This is a genomic window from Bdellovibrio bacteriovorus (assembly GCF_025558485.1).
GTDB classification, from domain to species: Bacteria; Bdellovibrionota; Bdellovibrionia; order Bdellovibrionales; family Bdellovibrionaceae; genus Bdellovibrio; species Bdellovibrio bacteriovorus_G.
In genome coordinates this window covers 231,814-246,481 of record NZ_CP102930.1, presented here as the reverse complement: position 1 = coordinate 246,481, position 14,668 = coordinate 231,814, and the positions used below count along the sequence as shown (strand labels likewise).

Annotated in this window: 14 protein-coding genes; 8 read left to right on the top strand and 6 right to left on the bottom strand. The window is 49.3% G+C overall.

Going from position 1 to position 14,668, the window contains the following annotated elements:
* Nucleotides 1-344: 344 nt before the first annotated feature.
* The 4 genes from EZJ49_RS01310 to EZJ49_RS01295 are packed head-to-tail and all read left to right on the top strand — an operon-like array spanning nucleotide 345 to nucleotide 5,798.
* On the top strand, nucleotides 345-2,081 hold the full coding sequence (locus EZJ49_RS01310; protein ID WP_262553660.1) for a chemotaxis protein CheA: 1,737 nt from the start codon (nucleotides 345-347) through the stop codon (nucleotides 2,079-2,081).
* Nucleotides 2,078-2,845, top strand: a complete 768-nt coding sequence (locus tag EZJ49_RS01305; protein ID WP_262553658.1) for a chemotaxis protein CheW — start codon at nucleotides 2,078-2,080, stop codon at nucleotides 2,843-2,845. The genes EZJ49_RS01310 and EZJ49_RS01305 overlap by 4 nt, the downstream gene beginning before the upstream one ends.
* Nucleotides 2,842-4,404, top strand: coding sequence for a chemotaxis protein CheB (locus EZJ49_RS01300; RefSeq protein WP_262553656.1), 1,563 nt, complete (start codon nucleotides 2,842-2,844; stop codon nucleotides 4,402-4,404). The genes EZJ49_RS01305 and EZJ49_RS01300 overlap by 4 nt, the downstream gene beginning before the upstream one ends.
* A gap of 8 nt (nucleotides 4,405-4,412) precedes the next feature.
* Complete coding sequence (locus tag EZJ49_RS01295) at nucleotides 4,413-5,798, top strand: aldehyde dehydrogenase family protein (protein WP_262553655.1); 1,386 nt, start codon at nucleotides 4,413-4,415, stop codon at nucleotides 5,796-5,798.
* Between the two features lie 43 nt (nucleotides 5,799-5,841).
* Here the strand turns inward: EZJ49_RS01295 and EZJ49_RS01290 are convergent, their stop codons facing one another.
* Entirely contained in the window at nucleotides 5,842-6,048 is a 207-nt protein-coding gene (locus tag EZJ49_RS01290) for a hypothetical protein (RefSeq protein ID WP_262553654.1), read from the bottom strand.
* A 192-nt stretch (nucleotides 6,049-6,240) separates the two neighbouring features.
* On the opposite strand from EZJ49_RS01290, the gene EZJ49_RS01285 reads away from it, so the two are divergent.
* Nucleotides 6,241-7,197: a hypothetical protein gene (locus tag EZJ49_RS01285; RefSeq protein ID WP_262553653.1), complete on the top strand. Its 957-nt coding sequence runs from the start codon at nucleotides 6,241-6,243 to the stop codon at nucleotides 7,195-7,197.
* Here the strand turns inward: EZJ49_RS01285 and EZJ49_RS01280 are convergent.
* The 5 genes from EZJ49_RS01280 to EZJ49_RS01260 form a co-directional block, all read right to left on the bottom strand.
* Nucleotides 7,194-9,128 carry a response regulator gene (locus tag EZJ49_RS01280; RefSeq protein ID WP_262553651.1) on the bottom strand — a complete coding sequence of 645 codons (1,935 nt, stop codon included), beginning with the start codon at nucleotides 9,126-9,128 and terminating at the stop codon, nucleotides 7,194-7,196. The two genes, EZJ49_RS01285 and EZJ49_RS01280, sit on opposite strands and share 4 nt — an antisense overlap.
* Nucleotides 9,129-9,318: 190 nt before the next feature.
* The gene (locus tag EZJ49_RS01275; RefSeq protein ID WP_262553649.1) at nucleotides 9,319-10,410 is read right to left on the bottom strand and encodes a D-alanine--D-alanine ligase family protein; all 1,092 of its coding nucleotides are present in this window, start codon (nucleotides 10,408-10,410) and stop codon (nucleotides 9,319-9,321) included.
* A 35-nt stretch (nucleotides 10,411-10,445) separates the two neighbouring features.
* Nucleotides 10,446-11,099 carry an isoprenoid biosynthesis glyoxalase ElbB gene (gene elbB, locus EZJ49_RS01270; protein WP_262553647.1) on the bottom strand — a complete coding sequence of 218 codons (654 nt, stop codon included), beginning with the start codon at nucleotides 11,097-11,099 and terminating at the stop codon, nucleotides 10,446-10,448.
* Between the two features lie 70 nt (nucleotides 11,100-11,169).
* On the bottom strand, nucleotides 11,170-12,039 hold the full coding sequence (locus EZJ49_RS01265) for a hypothetical protein (protein WP_262553646.1): 870 nt from the start codon (nucleotides 12,037-12,039) through the stop codon (nucleotides 11,170-11,172).
* On the bottom strand, nucleotides 12,036-13,127 hold the full coding sequence (locus EZJ49_RS01260) for a GNAT family N-acetyltransferase (protein WP_262553644.1): 1,092 nt from the start codon (nucleotides 13,125-13,127) through the stop codon (nucleotides 12,036-12,038). Before EZJ49_RS01260 ends, EZJ49_RS01265 begins: the two co-directional genes overlap by 4 nt.
* Nucleotides 13,128-13,291: 164 nt before the next feature.
* On the opposite strand from EZJ49_RS01260, the gene EZJ49_RS01255 reads away from it, so the two are divergent.
* The 3 genes from EZJ49_RS01255 to EZJ49_RS01245 are packed head-to-tail and all read left to right on the top strand — an operon-like array spanning nucleotide 13,292 to nucleotide 14,665.
* Nucleotides 13,292-13,525 (top strand): ferredoxin, encoded by a 234-nt coding sequence (locus EZJ49_RS01255; RefSeq protein WP_262553642.1) that lies wholly within the window; start codon nucleotides 13,292-13,294, stop codon nucleotides 13,523-13,525.
* Nucleotides 13,515-14,168 (top strand): endonuclease III, encoded by a 654-nt coding sequence (gene nth, locus EZJ49_RS01250; RefSeq protein ID WP_262553640.1) that lies wholly within the window; start codon nucleotides 13,515-13,517, stop codon nucleotides 14,166-14,168. The genes EZJ49_RS01255 and nth overlap by 11 nt, the downstream gene beginning before the upstream one ends.
* A 14-nt stretch (nucleotides 14,169-14,182) precedes the next feature.
* The gene (locus EZJ49_RS01245) at nucleotides 14,183-14,665 is read left to right on the top strand and encodes a DoxX family membrane protein (protein ID WP_262553639.1); all 483 of its coding nucleotides are present in this window, start codon (nucleotides 14,183-14,185) and stop codon (nucleotides 14,663-14,665) included.
* The last annotated feature ends 3 nt before the right edge of the window (nucleotides 14,666-14,668 follow it).

Sequence of the window (14,668 nt, the reverse complement as noted above, 5' to 3'; positions counted from 1 at the left end):
GTTTCAATCTGAACTGGGGAACTGAAAACTGGACCTCAGAAAAGTGGCACATAACAGTCTGACCATAGTACCATGAATACAAGCTTCTATTGGGGCTGGTAAGGAGGTGATGCTTATGGTTAAACCTTTAGACATAACCAAGGCGGAGGTGACGTCCTCTTAGGACGCCTGGACCTTCGCCGAGGATTCGCAAGAATCTTTTAACAAGAGCGACCGCAAGGTCGCTCTTCCTTTTTTCGACCTTTCAAATCTTCATTAAATTAAATCCCCGGTCCTAAGTTAAAGCCCTGAAATGCCGATAAAATTCTGGAAACCTCTAACGCAGAAAGCGGGCCTTCCCAGAAATGTCGGATGATACAAATGAACTAGATCCATCGCAGCAGGAAGGCGCTGTCTTCATCGATTTTGAGCAAGTCGAAGAAGTCTCTCGTGCGTTCTTCGAGGAATCCAAGGAAATCCTCGAAGACCTGGATTCTTTGATTCTAAAACTGGAAGCGCATCCCCAGGATCAGGATCAGCTTAATATTCTTTTCCGCAAAATACACACTCTTAAAGGCAGTGTCGGCGCGGTTCCCGGAGGACAGCTTCTGGGATCTTTGTCTCACGAATTTGAAGCCCTGCTGACACGGATCAAACGCGAATCGCGTCCTGTCACAAAAGACTGCGTGGATATTTTCCTGAAAAGTTCGCGTATTCTGAAAGTACTGGCGCAAAGTCTGCGTGAAAAACGGGAAGTTTATCCCGAGGAACTCAGTGAGGCGATTGAAGTAATTTCATCTTATGGCAGTTTCAGTTTTGAAAACGAAACTTCATCAAGTCTGCCGCGCTATCGGGATTCGTCAGTGGCGACACACACTGGTGACGACGCCGGTGTGTGGCTGTCAACAAATCAGCTGAACGAGTTTCTGCGTCTGTCTGGGGAACTGCTGGTTTTAAAGAACTTCTTCCAGATGATGAATCAGACGGTGAACTTCCGTGTTCAGCCGGAGGTCTTTGAAAGACGTCAGGGTGACTTTGCCCAGAATCTGGGAAAGATCTGTGATCAGTTTCAGAATCAGGTGCAGGTGGTGCGCAAGGAAAAAGCCAGCGACAGTTTGCAGGCATTGCCAGTGCTGGTTCGTCAGGCCTCTACAGAGCTTAATAAGAATGTCCATCTGGAAGTGGATGGTTCTGATCTTTTGATCGACAAGGGGTTGGGCAAGGACCTTTACGAATGTCTGGTGCATTTGATCAGAAACTCCATCGATCACGGTATCGAGGATCAGTTTGAACGCGCTTTGCAGGGAAAGAACTCCATCGGAACTCTGCATTTACAGATTTTGGAAAAAAGCGGCGCGGTTCATGCGATTTTTAAAGATGACGGAAAAGGTCTGGACAAGGATCGCATCCTGCAAAGAGCGGTCAAAAATGCTTTGGTGACTGCCGAGGCGGCCCCGCAGCTTTCTGAAGACGAAATTTATAAATTTATTTTCCAGGCCGGATTTTCCACCAAAGACAAAGTCACCACAATTTCCGGAAGGGGCGTGGGGATGGATGTCGTGCAGGCCATCGTTGATAAATACCACGGCCGTATCACAGTGGAAAATCATCCGGGTATGGGAGCCACCTTCCATCTGGAACTTCCCATTCCTCAGCACATCATGGTGGAAAGTGCGTTATTGTGTCTTTGGGGTGACTATCAGTTTGCAGTGCCGCTGTCATCGGTGGCGCATATCACATCCTGCGAGGAACTGAATATTAATACGGTTCAGCATCTTCGTTATTGCCAGTTCAGCGGACTGACGGTGCCGTTCATGAACTACGAAGAAATTCTTAATATGAATTTAAAAGTGTCTGATGAAGTGGTTCGCAGATCGTCCGCAGTGTTTATTCGCGTGAAGGATCAGGTGCTGGCGTTGATGGTGGATCGCATCGAGGCACAGACGGATCTGGTCGTGAAGTCCTTTGGAAACTTGATTCGCGAACAAAAGGGCTTCAAAGGCATTTCCATTCTGGCGGATGAAAAGGTCACTTATATTGTTGATCCGGAAAAGATGTTTGCCCTGCTGGCATTGTCTGAAACACAAAGGGAGGCTGCATGAGTGATTTCTTTGGTGATGATTTCACAGCCGAACTGAAATCCTATTTTCTGGACAGCCTGGTTAAGGAAGTCGATAAGTTTTCAGACCTGACGGATGAAAACCTTTGGCGCCGTATCCGTGGTGAAGTGGCGGAACAGGCCCGCAGTTGGGCCGTGGATGCCCGTACAAATGAATTTTCTTTTTTGGCGCCCTGGCTGGAAGGATTCGACGAAAAGTCAGAACACATCCAAAGTGCCAGCGAGCTTTTGAAAGCCTTAAAGACCCTGAAGTCCTATGCGGAAGCTCTGCTGCTGGAAAAAAGTGACAGCGTGGATCTGGCGACACGCTTTGCGCTGAACTCTCAGAACCTGCGTGAGGTTCTGCTTTTGCATTGCCGTTCCGGGCAGCAGGAATTTGCAATCCCGATTTTAAGTGTGATTGAAATCAGTCCTCGTCTGCCTTTATACAGCCTGCCGGACCGTCAAAGCGGTATTTTAGGCGTTGTGCCTTTCCGTGGGGAAGCTGTGCCTGTGGTGAATTTGCAGGATCATGGTTTTGCTCAAGTGGAATCGGACAGTCGCTTCTATGTGATCTGTGAACAGCAGGGGGTGCGTTTTTCCCTGCAAGTGACCGGTACTGAAGAGCTGATCAGCCTGAAGGAAACTGAATTACAGAATATTGAAAACCATTCCCACATGATGTCTGCCGACTTTATTCGCCAGTTTTTTATCAAAGACTCGCGCAGTATTATGGTGCTGGATCTTGAAAAACTGGTGGCAGCATGAATACGCACTATTTATTTCCCGGAAAAATTGCAGCTTTTCGGGAGGAAACCGTCATATCCACTTTATTGGGATCTTGTGTGGCGGTGGCTCTACATGATCCGACAACCCGTATTGGGGGCTTGAACCATTATCTTTTATCTGATGGGGCTCCGGATGATCATGTGAACACCCGCTATGGAATTCATGCGATTCCGTTGCTGGTGGAGGAATGCGTGCGTCTTGGTGCCAACCGCAGCAAGTTGCAGGCAAAGATCTATGGCGGTGGCAACGTCATCAGTGTCGCTCAAATCGGGGAGGGCATCGGCAAACGCAATATCGATTTTGCCGAAAAAGCCCTGCGTGATCTGGGTATTCCCATCCTTGAAAGAAATGTGGCGGGTGAATCGGCGCGCACGATCAAAGTAAACACGGCCACCTTTGAGGTTCTGCATAATTCATCTGCCCAAGGTGGCAGTGTTGACAGGCCTGTGGATTTATCCGGCTTTCGGCCTTTGGCCTCTGCCAAGAATGTGAAAGTGCTGGTGGTGGATGATTCTGCGACGGTGCGAACTCTGTTTACGAACATGTTCACAAAAAATGGTCTGGAAGTCGTGGGGGCTGCGGCGGATGCCTATCAGGCCCGCGAATTGATTTTGTCAAAAAAGCCGGATGTTCTGACTTTGGATATCGAGATGCCTAAGATGTCCGGTGTGATGTTTTTGGAAAAACTGATGAAGCATCATCCGATTCCAGTGGTGATGGTTTCGTCTTTGGCCAGCACCGGAGAGGCGGCAATGAAGTCGCTGGAGCTGGGGGCTGTTGAATTTGTTCACAAACCATCGCAGTTTGACCCGGCGGTTCTGAAAGATCTGGCGGGAATGCTGGTGGAAAAAGTTCGTGCGGCAGCTTCGGTGAATATTCTGAAGAAACTTAAAGAAGCACCGGCACCCCAGGCACTTAGAACAACGACCCTTTCAACAATTCCACGCAAGAAGGCGGCAGAGCTGAAGGTGATCGTACTGGGCGGCAATGCGGGCAGTGCGGATTCCCTGGAAAAATTTATTAAGGGCCTTGCTGCCGATACACCTCCGGTTGTGGTGGCGTGCAGTACGGTGGCAAACTTTGTGACGGCCTTTATCAGTAAGTTAAAAGCCGGATCGAAAGTGACTCCTGTGGTGGCAAAAGATGGCGAATTCCTGCGGATGGGACATGTCTATTTCATCCCGTCTGAACATCACGGTAAAGTGGTGTCACGCCCACAGGGGCCGATGATCAACATTGTGAAAGGTGCTCCGGTTTCTTCGCAGCTGCCGTCAAGCACGGTGTTATTCCAGTCGGCATCCCAAGCCTATGCACAAGGGGTTTATGCTGTTTTGCTGGGTGGGTTTGGTGCTGACGGAGTCGATGGTTTGGTGGAAGTGCAGAAAGCCGGCGGTGCCACTGTGGTGCAACACCCCGACGAGGCGCAATTTCCCTATGCCCCACAGAAAGCCATTGAATTGGGAGTGGCGGATGAGATACTCAATGCCGACATGTTGGCGCATCATCTGATGCAGTATCGAAACCAAAACTTATATTAGGATCTTCGTTGGAACTGCAAAACTTTATCGGAGGGGCATTTGTCCCTTCCGACAGTCAGAAAAAAATCGCAAAATATTCTCCTTTTGACGGTCAACTGCTAGCCGAGGTCACGGCGTCGGATGCGATGGACGTGATCAAGGCCATTCAAAGTGCCAAGAAGGCGGCACCCGCATTCAAGGATCTGTCACGCAACGAACGGGCGCAGATACTGCAAAAAATGGCGCAGGCTTTGGAAAATAAAGCTGCCGAGTATGCTTATCAAGAGGCCTTGGATCAGGGGCTTTCACAAAAGTTTGTGCTGGAAAACTCTGTGCAGGTGGCAATTCAAATTCTGCGTCAAACGGCAGATTCCCTTAAACAGGAACTTTCGCCCCAAGTGCTTGTGCAACCTGTGGGATTGGTCGGTATTGTCACCTGCTGGTCGCTGTCGTTGCGTCTGGTGACAGAGCGTTTGGCTCCAGCCCTGGCGGCCGGAAATGTCTGCGTGATTAAGATTTCTGAAAAATCCCCGATCACCGCTCATATCCTTGGTGAGGTGCTGCAAGCAGCTGCGGTTCCGGCAGGAGTGGTAAATCTTCTGCAAGGTGACGCGGAGGTTGGAAAAGTTATTGCCGGACATCCCAGTATTCATGCTGTCGCTGCCGCGGGTAAAACCAGCACGATGGAAAGCATTGCCAAGGCCGGGCTTTCGCAATTTAAAAAAATGCAGCTGTCCGGAAGTGTGAAAAACGCGTCAATTATTTTGGCCGGAGCTGATTTTACAAATCACATGGATGAAATTCTTCGCTCATTCCTGATTGGGCAGGGGCAGATGTGTTGGAACACGTCGCGCTTGTTTATTCTGGAATCCATGCAAAAAGAATTTATGGAATCTCTTAAAACCGCTCTGGATAAGTTAGAGCCTTTGACAGACCCCTCAGGTTCATCAGCCTGGACACCGTTGATTTCAGCAGAGGCGGTTGAGGAAGTCTTAAAAAAGACCCAAAGTGGTGTTTCCGAACATGGCAAGGTGGCGTGGGGGGCGGAAAGAACATCAAGCTCCGGTTACTTTGTAAAACCTGTGATGATGATTGATCTGCCGAACTGTTCAGTCTTGCAACAGGATGAAATTCAGGGGCCGTTGTTTTTAATCACGCCCGTGAAGTATCAGCACGAAATCGCCAAGTGGGTGAATACATCTTATCTGGCTCATTCCGCCGTAATCTGGGGACCGCCGGAAAAAATCGACAAGGTTATGGGGGCCCTGGAGTGTGCTCAAGTCTGGATGAATGAATGGATGAATGGGGAAGATCTGACGGTCTTTGGCCATAAGCAGTCCAGCTTCGGCAATCCTGATATGTCCTGGGCGGGCTCGTTCTATTCGGATGTTAAGATCTTGACGGGAACCCGGTAACGTCAATCATCTGACAAGATTCCCGTCGAAACATTGGCTGGACTTAGTTCAGGATGTGGGTGCGGTTGCGTGTTTTGACTTCGCAATGCGGGCAGAAGGCTTCTTCTTTGACTTCAGATATTTCGCGGTCCGCGATGTGTTTTAGCTCCAGTACGGTGCCGCAAAGTATGCAATTGTTTTGGGAAATGATGAACTCGCGGTGTTGCGCTGACTCGGCTTTTTCAAAGTAGTTGATCTTGCTGTATTCCATTTGCCTCTATCCTTGGGGCGTTCATCGTCGTCCTGACGAAGTCTCCATTCCGGAGCATTAATGTATCTATGCAAAAGCTGTTCACAGGCGAAAGTCCGGGCTTCGGATGTGAAAAGGAAGGCGGAAGGTCCCATCGGGGAACTGATTTTGGAAGGCGTTTTTTGCGTTTGAAATCTGCAAAAGGGGTTTTCCATGAAAAAAATGATTCTGATTTTCTGCTCGTTGGTGATTTTATTGGCCCAAGTGGGATGTATCGAAGTCCGGGATGAAAATGAAGACCCGGAGACAAGCTCCCCACAGGCTCCGGCGGTGCCGGTTATGGTTGATGAAAAAAAGATCGACCGCGTTGTTATCGAAGGTGAGATGTTTGTTTTTCAGGGGCAAATTCTGTCGCGCAAGGATCTGGAATACAACCTTTACAAGGCGGGCAGCCCGGCTATGTCCCGAAAAGTCGAAGACATGGAGTTTCATATCAAAGAGATGATTTTTACCGAAGGCTCTGTTCTGTACACGATGGGACACCGGGTGCGTTTGCATATTGATCACTTGATCTCTGCACGAGGGCGAATTCATACCTTCGCAGCGGGAACAAAGGCACCTTTGAATGTGCCCGGCCGTTCTGGAGGACACTTGTTTCTGGATATCAGTATGGCTGAAGAAGGACGCTTGTTCATTGAAATGCGCGGAGAACATGGCGGTGACGGCCTTGTCGGAGCGGCGCCAGATCACAGCATGAAAGGAGTCGCCGGGCGCAACTCGCTTCAAGCCCGCTGTTCAGCTGGCCGGATTCCCAAAAGTCAGGTGGGTGGCGATGGTGGTCAGGGTAAGAAAGGTCATCCCGGAGGGGGCGGAGCTGCTGGCGGAAGTTCGGGAACGCTGGAAATCAAAATTCAAAAGGGAAGCCTTTTTGCCTATCAGTTTTATAAACACCCTGGCCTGGGTGGTCGCGGGGGATTAGGCGGGCGTGGAGGTGAAGGCGGAAAGCCGGGCCGGACTTTCAATGCGGAACCCTTTGGGGCGTATTGCCCATTGGAAGTTCTTCCTGTGAAAGGCCCCGAAGGAGAGATGGGGGCAACAGGAGCCAGCGGAGCCAATGGAATCGCAGAGACGATCTGTGTAACCCGTGATGGAAAAGCCACCTGCTATTAATTGTTTTCCATCGAATAATTCAGAATCGTCTGAATCAGTGATTCCACCTGCACGGGTTTGGTCAAATAATCCGTGCAACCAGCCTCAATACATCTTTCGCGATCATCTTTCATCGCATGTGCCGTCAAGGCAATGATGGGTTTGCGGTATCCGGCCTGACGCAATTTTTTAGTGGCGGTATATCCATCCATCACCGGCATCTGAATGTCCATCAGGATGATGTCGTATTCTTTTTCCAGAGCTTTTGACAGGCCTTCCTGACCGTTGGTGGCCAGAGTTAAATGGGCACCTCGTTTGGCCAGCATTCTTTGAATCAGCAGGCGGTTGTCCTCGACATCATCAACCAGCAAAATGGATGTGGATGACAGCTGTTGTCCCAAGTGAACCTCCTTTGTTGATCCGACAGGATGTTTGGTCTTTGGGGTGTTGGGAATATCCAGGGCAATTTTAACAGTAAATGTACTGCCTTTGGCGGCGTCACCTTCTTCCAAAGTGACATCACCACCCATCATCTGGGCCAGACGGCGGGACAGCACCAGACCCAGGCCTGTGCCTTCATATTTGCGCGAGATCGAATTGTCGATCTGGCTGAATGCCTGGAACAGCAGACTGCGCTGGGACGTGGAAATCCCCACACCGGTATCTTTGATCGTGAAAGCCAGATAAGGGCCGGAGATTTCGTAAGTCATTCGGACGTAGCCTTCATCTGTGAATTTGACGGCATTGCCCAGAATGTTGGTCAGGATCTGGCGCAGGCGCAAAGGATCGGTGCGGATGATATCCGGAATCAGACCACGGCGGTTGAATTCCACATGCACGGGTTTGGAACCCACACGGGCCACCATCAAAATATGCAAATCACTTAGCAACGAGGACAGATTCACATTATGTGGTTCCAGCTCCAAGTGCCCGGCTTCCACTTTTGAAAGATCCAGAATGTCGTTGATAATACGGGTCAGATGTTCGCCGGTGCGATGAATAATGTTCACATATTGCTGGCGTTCATCTTCATTCAGATTTGAATCTTTCAGCAGATCAGAAAAACCGATGATAGCCGCCAAAGGTGTGCGAATCTCGTGACTCATATTGGCCAGGAACAGACTTTTTAGCTGACTGGCCTGTTCGGCCTGACGGCGTTCGCCGATGCTGCTGCTTAAGTGCTGGGCCATGTTGTTAATGGATTCAGCCAGTTGTCCCAGTTCGTCACCGGAACGCACGGGTACCGCCACGTCAAATTTTCCTTCGCCGACTTTGAAGGCGGCATCGTTCAGTTCAGTCAGGCCTTTGGAAAGATTGCGGCTGAAGGAAATGGTCAACAGCAAACCGGTGCCTTCCACGATCAGCACTGCAAAGATCAGGGTCACCATCAGAACATATTCCAGCCAGCGTGATCCTTCGCCCAAAGTGTTCGAGAAGGCTTCCTCTAAAACAGTCAGACGGTCGTTGAGTGAATCGACTTTGTCCAAGGCCTGAATGATGTCACTTTCACGGGCGCCTTTTTGAATCAGATCATGCAGAGTGTTTCCATGAGCAATCAGCTCATGGGTCATGTCATCACCCTCTTTCCAGATCGCGATGGCTTTTTTAACGTACTTAAAATCATGGAAGCGCACGATCAGGCGGATGACTCCGGGGATGTCATCGGGGTGGACCTTGCCTTCGCGGAAGCCTTCAAAGGCTTTTTCGCGATTGGGAGGGACTTCCTCCAGCGCAGAACGGGCTTTGTAATCCCCCAAAGGAATTTGCACGTTATCCAGAAAGTTTTGATAATAAAGAACGTCACGGGTGCGTGCATACTTGTGCAAATTCAGCACGGCATCCTTTTGTCCCTTGGACCACATGCTTTCACCGGTAACAAAGGCACGGACAGAGGACAGAGTATTCATGGCAAAATACAGCGTGAATAATTCCAGCGCGATCAGTAGTGCCATGACTCCGATAACGATATAGAGCTTATTTGCTACAGAAAGAAATTTCCAAAAACGACGTAGTCCCATATGCACTAATGTATCGGCATATACGACTAATGTTGTAAACAAAAGAATTTTTCAAATAACATCAGGACATAAGAATGAAGCCCCTCACTTTGGGAGGGGCTTCAGAAAGAAATATTGCGAAAAATTAATCCAGATAGCTGGTTTTTAGCTTTTGTTCTGCCTGATGCTTTTCAAAACCCAGTTGCAGCAGTTGTGTAATCAAATCTTTGTAACTTAAACCCGAAGCTTCCCACATCTTTGGATACATGGAAATCTTGGTAAAGCCCGGAATGGTGTTGATCTCGTTAATATACAGATCGCCGTTGGGGCGAACAAAGAAATCCACGCGTGTCAGGCCATCACAGCCCATTGTTTGATAAGTCTGTTCTGCCAGCTTTTGAATGGCTTTGATGGTCGTTTCCGGGAACTCCGCAGGAATTTTCAATAAAGCCCCGTTGTCGTCGATATACTTGGCTTCGTAAGAATAGAACTCATGCTGAGGAATAATTTCACCCGGCAAAGAGGCCTTCGGTGCCTGGTTCAGACCCATAACAGAGCACTCGATCTCGCGCCCTTGAATGAATTCCTCTGCCAGAACCTTGGTGTCAAACTGGAAGGCATCTTTCAGTTTCACGGCGAAATCCTCTGCGGATTTGATTTTATGAACCCCTACAGAGGAGCCCGCATTGGCAGGTTTAATAAAGAACGGAGTTCCCAGCTGGGCGACCACGTCGTTGTAGCTGGTGTTGTTCTGCGGGGTCAGCAGCATGTACTTGGCATTGGGAATTTTTGCGACCTGCAAAAGGCGCTTCATGATTTCCTTGTCCATGCCCGCAGCGGAAGACCAGACACCGCAGCCGACAAATGGCAGTTGCACCATTTTGAACAGGCCCTGAATGGTGCCGTCTTCACCCATGGTTCCGTGCATGATCGGGAAGGCAATATCCACATGAGTCTTGGAGTGATCTTTCAGGGAATAAAGAACCGGTTTTCCCTGCAAAGACATCAAAGCCACGGGCTCTGCATTTGTGGGAAGGGATTGATCGACGATCTTGGTGGCTTCTGTGAACACCTTCATGTCCGGGAAGCGATACCAACTGCCTTCTTTACTGATGCCGATAATGACCGGAGAGTATTTGTCTTTATCCAGCGCATCGGCCACGTTCTTTGCAGAACGCATTGAAACTTCATGTTCTGCGGACTTGCCACCAAAAATCAATGCTACAACTTGCTTCATAAAAATTCTTAAATCCTAACTTATGCTAAAAAATCTTAAGCCCACTCGACCAATTCATGTGCCAGTCCGAAAATGCCGGCAAAGACCTCATTGGGTTTGGCATCGCCATACATGTATGCCGGGGTTGTTACCACTTTTGTTTCACGGTCTGTGATGTAGTCATTCACAGGACATTCTTCATGGATGGCTCCGGTTTTCTGAATTTCGGCTGCTGTTTCGGCATCATCACCGATAGTGACGGTGACTTTCTTGTCTCCTAAAACCTTGGCCACCACCACCGGAGCAATACAAAGTGCACCAATAGGTTTACTGGAATTGTAGAAATCCAAAATCACGCGTTTGACTTCCGGGTTGACGTCACACTGAGCGCCTTTTTCGGCCCAGTTGCAAAGATTTTTGGCGGCACCATAGCCACCTGGGAATGCCACGGCATCGAAATCCTTGGCGTGCAGTTTGTCCAGACTGCTGATGTGTCCGCGGGCAATGCGTGCGGCTTCGGCTAACAGGCTGCGGGTTTCTCCGGAAGGTTTTCCGGTCAGATGATCGGTTACAGGAATTTGAATGTCGGGAGCAAAGCAGGACACTTCAGCTCCGGCCTGGTTTAATCCAACCAGCAAGCTGACGGCCTCTGTGATTTCACTTCCGTCTTTAAAACCACAGCCAGAAAGAACAACGGCCACTTTTTTCATAAAAAAACCTCCCGAAAGAGGCTTTAGCTTAGCGGATTCACAGAAGGCTGGCAACGAAGGAGGGCGGAAACTAGTTGCCGCCCTTTTGATAATTTGCCAGCCGGGTGCAGACAGAGACCAAAGCTTTTTGATCTCCTGCGCTGGCCAGCGCGCGATAGCAATAGTCCGTCATGCGGGAGAAGAAAGGCAGGTCAGGTGTAATGGAAACGCTGTAATTGACCTTTTGCTTTTCTGTCGTTTCGCCTTTTTTGTAGTAAGCGGCCCAGTCAAACGACACAGTTTTTACTTTCATGGTGCAGCTGCTTAGTCCGCCGCAGTTCGGCTGCGTTTTCATCAGATCCGGTGCCGGGCGCATTTCTTCGGACACTTTCAAGTTGAAGCATTTAATTTCACAGCTGTCGTAACCCAGGGTTTCTTTGCAGATCTTTTGTTGGGCGTCGGAAAGCTGGCAGGCATAGGCCAAACCCAAAACTCTCTCGAATCCCAGAGACATTTGCAGATCATCGGCCATTGTGGAAATCTCGCCTTTCAAACGAGCACCGCGCACCATGGCTTCAATGGCGGGGGAAGCCTTTGTCACTGTGCGATGTTCTTCTTGTGTGCTCTGTTGGGTGTTGCCGTCAGAGGTCAGAAGTTCTGTCTGGTACAGGTAGGTGTAAAGCCAGTCGTTTTCACGCTCTTCTTTTTTGGAGATCGTGACACCTTCTTGCAGCCACAGTTTGTCTTCGCCGGTTTCAATTTTGCGATAAGTGCGTTGCAGGACAAAGTCATTGGTGGACATACTGAGCGGGTCCGCATCTCCCCAAGCGTCCCCCAGGGCTCCGGCCACCTCCTGAAGGGTGGATGGATTTTCCTCGTCCTCCAGCTCCGGCGTTTTCACGCAGGAAACAGCAGTGGTCAAAAGCACAACGGACAGCAGGGTTTTTAGAAAATACTTCATATCGAATCCCAACCCCAGATCCAAAGATTCAGAGGCAAAACTTTTTCAAATTGCTGGACGGTTTCCTCTTTAAAGATACCCAAAGCACGATAGTCCACCGGACCGAACAACAGACGAACCATGTCGGTTTCGTTATTGATGGTGTACAGATCCTGACCAACACCAAAGACAAAATGTTGCGGGTGCTTTTCCAGCACGATATCCGCGACACCTTCGGCGCGGAACGCACGTTTGATTTTGGCAGCCAACTGGTCAAAGTTCACAAGCTTGATCATGCCCAGAAAACCGTTGTTCACGGTCTCTGTTTTAGTCTGCAAAGCTTTGATCAGATTCTGGGCATGGCGCGGGCAGATGATTGTGTAAGGCTGACCCTTTTGCGCACGAATAAAGCTGAACAGCGCCATAAGTTTGGAAACCGACCCGCCCCATTCATGAATATAGCCACCCAGATCCACACCTTTACCCTCAATGGCATAAGCAGCCAGCTGACCGTTGCTTTCCCAGGCTGTATAAACCTTGGTTTGTGGGATTGAGAGGAACTTTCTGGTTTCTTCAATGGTGCGCACAGAGTTTACAGAATGGGCCGCATACAGGCGATAGATTGCATCTGGAGAAACTTTGTTGTCCGTGGAAAAGCGTAAATTGATTGGCGGAATGTCGAATTCGTCCTCGATCACGAAGCTGATTTCGGACCCGGCCAGTTCAAACCCCATACGGCGATAGAAATCGAACAGATCGGTCCACAGGATCGCAATATCACAGGATTGTTCGGTCGCGGACTTCAGACAGTCTTTGATAATTTGTGTGCTGTAGCCCTGGCCCTGATGCTGATCGTCTGTCACGACGGAACCAATGGCGCCCACTTTAAAGATCACATGCGGGGACTTGATAATGAGAGGCTTTAACACGGCATGGGACAGAACTGCACCCTCGTCGGCAATGATGCGCATGTTGTGCAAGTTGTTAGAGGAAAAGGCCGTAGGATACTCTGCGGCGATCGACCAAGAGGCTTCATTTCTTAGTTTTTTATTCAAAAAATCCAAAACTTGAGGAAGCTCAGCTTCCATCGGAGAACGAGGTCCTTCCATTATGCCTCCCTAGGGCTCATATATAGATACTATACGGGGGGCGAGGGGGAACCCAGCATTCAACACAGGACTCCCTGAAAAATGCGACCCAAGTCGGGAAGGGGATTTGACATCAAGGGCAAAAAGCTTATATTAAGGCGGCTTGGCACCCTAAGGAGATTGCAATGGCAGATAAAGGTCAGAGTTGGAAAGAAAATAAGCCCGGCAAAATGTTCGTGGATCAGTCTTGTATTGCCTGTGATGCTTGTGTCCTGACGGCTCCTAAGAATTTCTCCATGCACGAAGAAGACGGCCACGCGTTTGTGGCAAAACAGCCTGAAACTCCGGAAGAAGAAGCTCTGTGCAAAGAGGCGATGGAAGGTTGTCCGGTTGAAGCCATCGGGAACGATGGCGAGTAATAAAAAGGTCTCTGCCAAACAGGCGTCAGTCCTCGCAACTATTGAACTTCTCAAGAGATATTATCCTGACGCTCACTGCGCTTTAAATTATAAAAACCCCTTTGAGCTTCTTGTTGCCACCATTTTATCAGCCCAGTGTACGGACGAGCGGGTGAATATGGTGACACCTCATTTGTTTAAAAAATACCCAAATCCCAAGGCCATGTCGAAGGCTCCGGTTGAATCCATCGAAGAAATCATTCGTTCCACCGGCTTTTTTAAAAATAAGGCCAAAAATCTCAAAGCCTGTGCGACTACTTTGGTGGAAAAGCACAAGAGCGAGGTTCCGCAAAATCTCGAGGCTTTGGTCGAGCTGGCAGGGGTGGGGCGCAAAACTGCCAACGTGGTTCTGGGGAATGCTTATGGTATCCCCAGCGGGATTGTCGTGGACACTCATGTGACCCGTCTGTCGAATCGATTGGGCTGGGTTAAAACAGACAATGCCGTGATGATCGAACGTCAATTGTCAAAGCTGGTGCCTCAGGAGGATTGGATTATGTTGTCACATTATCTGATTTCTCATGGTCGAGCTGTCTGTAAGGCGAGAAAACCTGCATGCAGTCATTGCTTTCTCGAGGAGACTTGCCCTAAGAAGGGTGTCTAGTTCACAATGTCTTCATGTTAGTTTCATTCTTTGAGAGCGTTAAATACGTTGGTCATCTTCTGCCGATTTCTTTCCTTAGAATCTTTCTGGGTTATTACTATCTGGAACATGCTCTTTTAAAGTATCGCGGTGACTATCTGACCCGTCCGCGCATTGCCGATCAAATGGCCGAATGGCTGCCTGCCAGTCATGCGCCCAACTGGTTTAAAATTTTCGCCAGCAGCACCATGATTCCGAACTGGCAGACTGTGGCCTTTATTGTTCTGGGATTGGAATTTGCCATCGCGATTTCCTACATTGTCGGCTACGTCGTGCGTCCGGTGGCTTTGCTGGGAGTGTTGCTGTGTGTGACGATGCTCTTCATTTCTGGCCCGGCTTCAGAGGATCTGTATAAAACCTTTTTGGCAATTCATTTGATTCTGGCCTGGGTCGGAGCCGGTCGTTGCCTGGGGTTTGATTATTACTTCTACAAGCGCCGTCGCGGGCTTTGGTGGTAAATC

What these genes read in the sequence shown, in the direction of transcription:
- EZJ49_RS01310 (WP_262553660.1), top strand. Translation starts at nt 345, where the DNA reads ATGTCGGATGATACAAATGAACTAGATCCATCGCAGCAGGAAGGCGCT.
- EZJ49_RS01305 (WP_262553658.1), top strand. Translation starts at nt 2,078, where the DNA reads ATGAGTGATTTCTTTGGTGATGATTTCACAGCCGAACTGAAATCCTAT.
- EZJ49_RS01300 (WP_262553656.1), top strand. Translation starts at nt 2,842, where the DNA reads ATGAATACGCACTATTTATTTCCCGGAAAAATTGCAGCTTTTCGGGAG.
- EZJ49_RS01290 (WP_262553654.1), bottom strand. Translation starts at nt 6,048, where the DNA reads ATGGAATACAGCAAGATCAACTACTTTGAAAAAGCCGAGTCAGCGCAA.
- EZJ49_RS01285 (WP_262553653.1), top strand. Translation starts at nt 6,241, where the DNA reads ATGAAAAAAATGATTCTGATTTTCTGCTCGTTGGTGATTTTATTGGCC.
- EZJ49_RS01280 (WP_262553651.1), bottom strand. Translation starts at nt 9,128, where the DNA reads ATGGCACTACTGATCGCGCTGGAATTATTCACGCTGTATTTTGCCATG.
- EZJ49_RS01275 (WP_262553649.1), bottom strand. Translation starts at nt 10,410, where the DNA reads ATGAAGCAAGTTGTAGCATTGATTTTTGGTGGCAAGTCCGCAGAACAT.
- elbB (WP_262553647.1), bottom strand. Translation starts at nt 11,099, where the DNA reads ATGAAAAAAGTGGCCGTTGTTCTTTCTGGCTGTGGTTTTAAAGACGGA.
- EZJ49_RS01265 (WP_262553646.1), bottom strand. Translation starts at nt 12,039, where the DNA reads ATGAAGTATTTTCTAAAAACCCTGCTGTCCGTTGTGCTTTTGACCACT.
- EZJ49_RS01260 (WP_262553644.1), bottom strand. Translation starts at nt 13,127, where the DNA reads ATGGAAGGACCTCGTTCTCCGATGGAAGCTGAGCTTCCTCAAGTTTTG.
- EZJ49_RS01255 (WP_262553642.1), top strand. Translation starts at nt 13,292, where the DNA reads ATGGCAGATAAAGGTCAGAGTTGGAAAGAAAATAAGCCCGGCAAAATG.
- nth (WP_262553640.1), top strand. Translation starts at nt 13,515, where the DNA reads ATGGCGAGTAATAAAAAGGTCTCTGCCAAACAGGCGTCAGTCCTCGCA.
- EZJ49_RS01245 (WP_262553639.1), top strand. Translation starts at nt 14,183, where the DNA reads ATGTTAGTTTCATTCTTTGAGAGCGTTAAATACGTTGGTCATCTTCTG.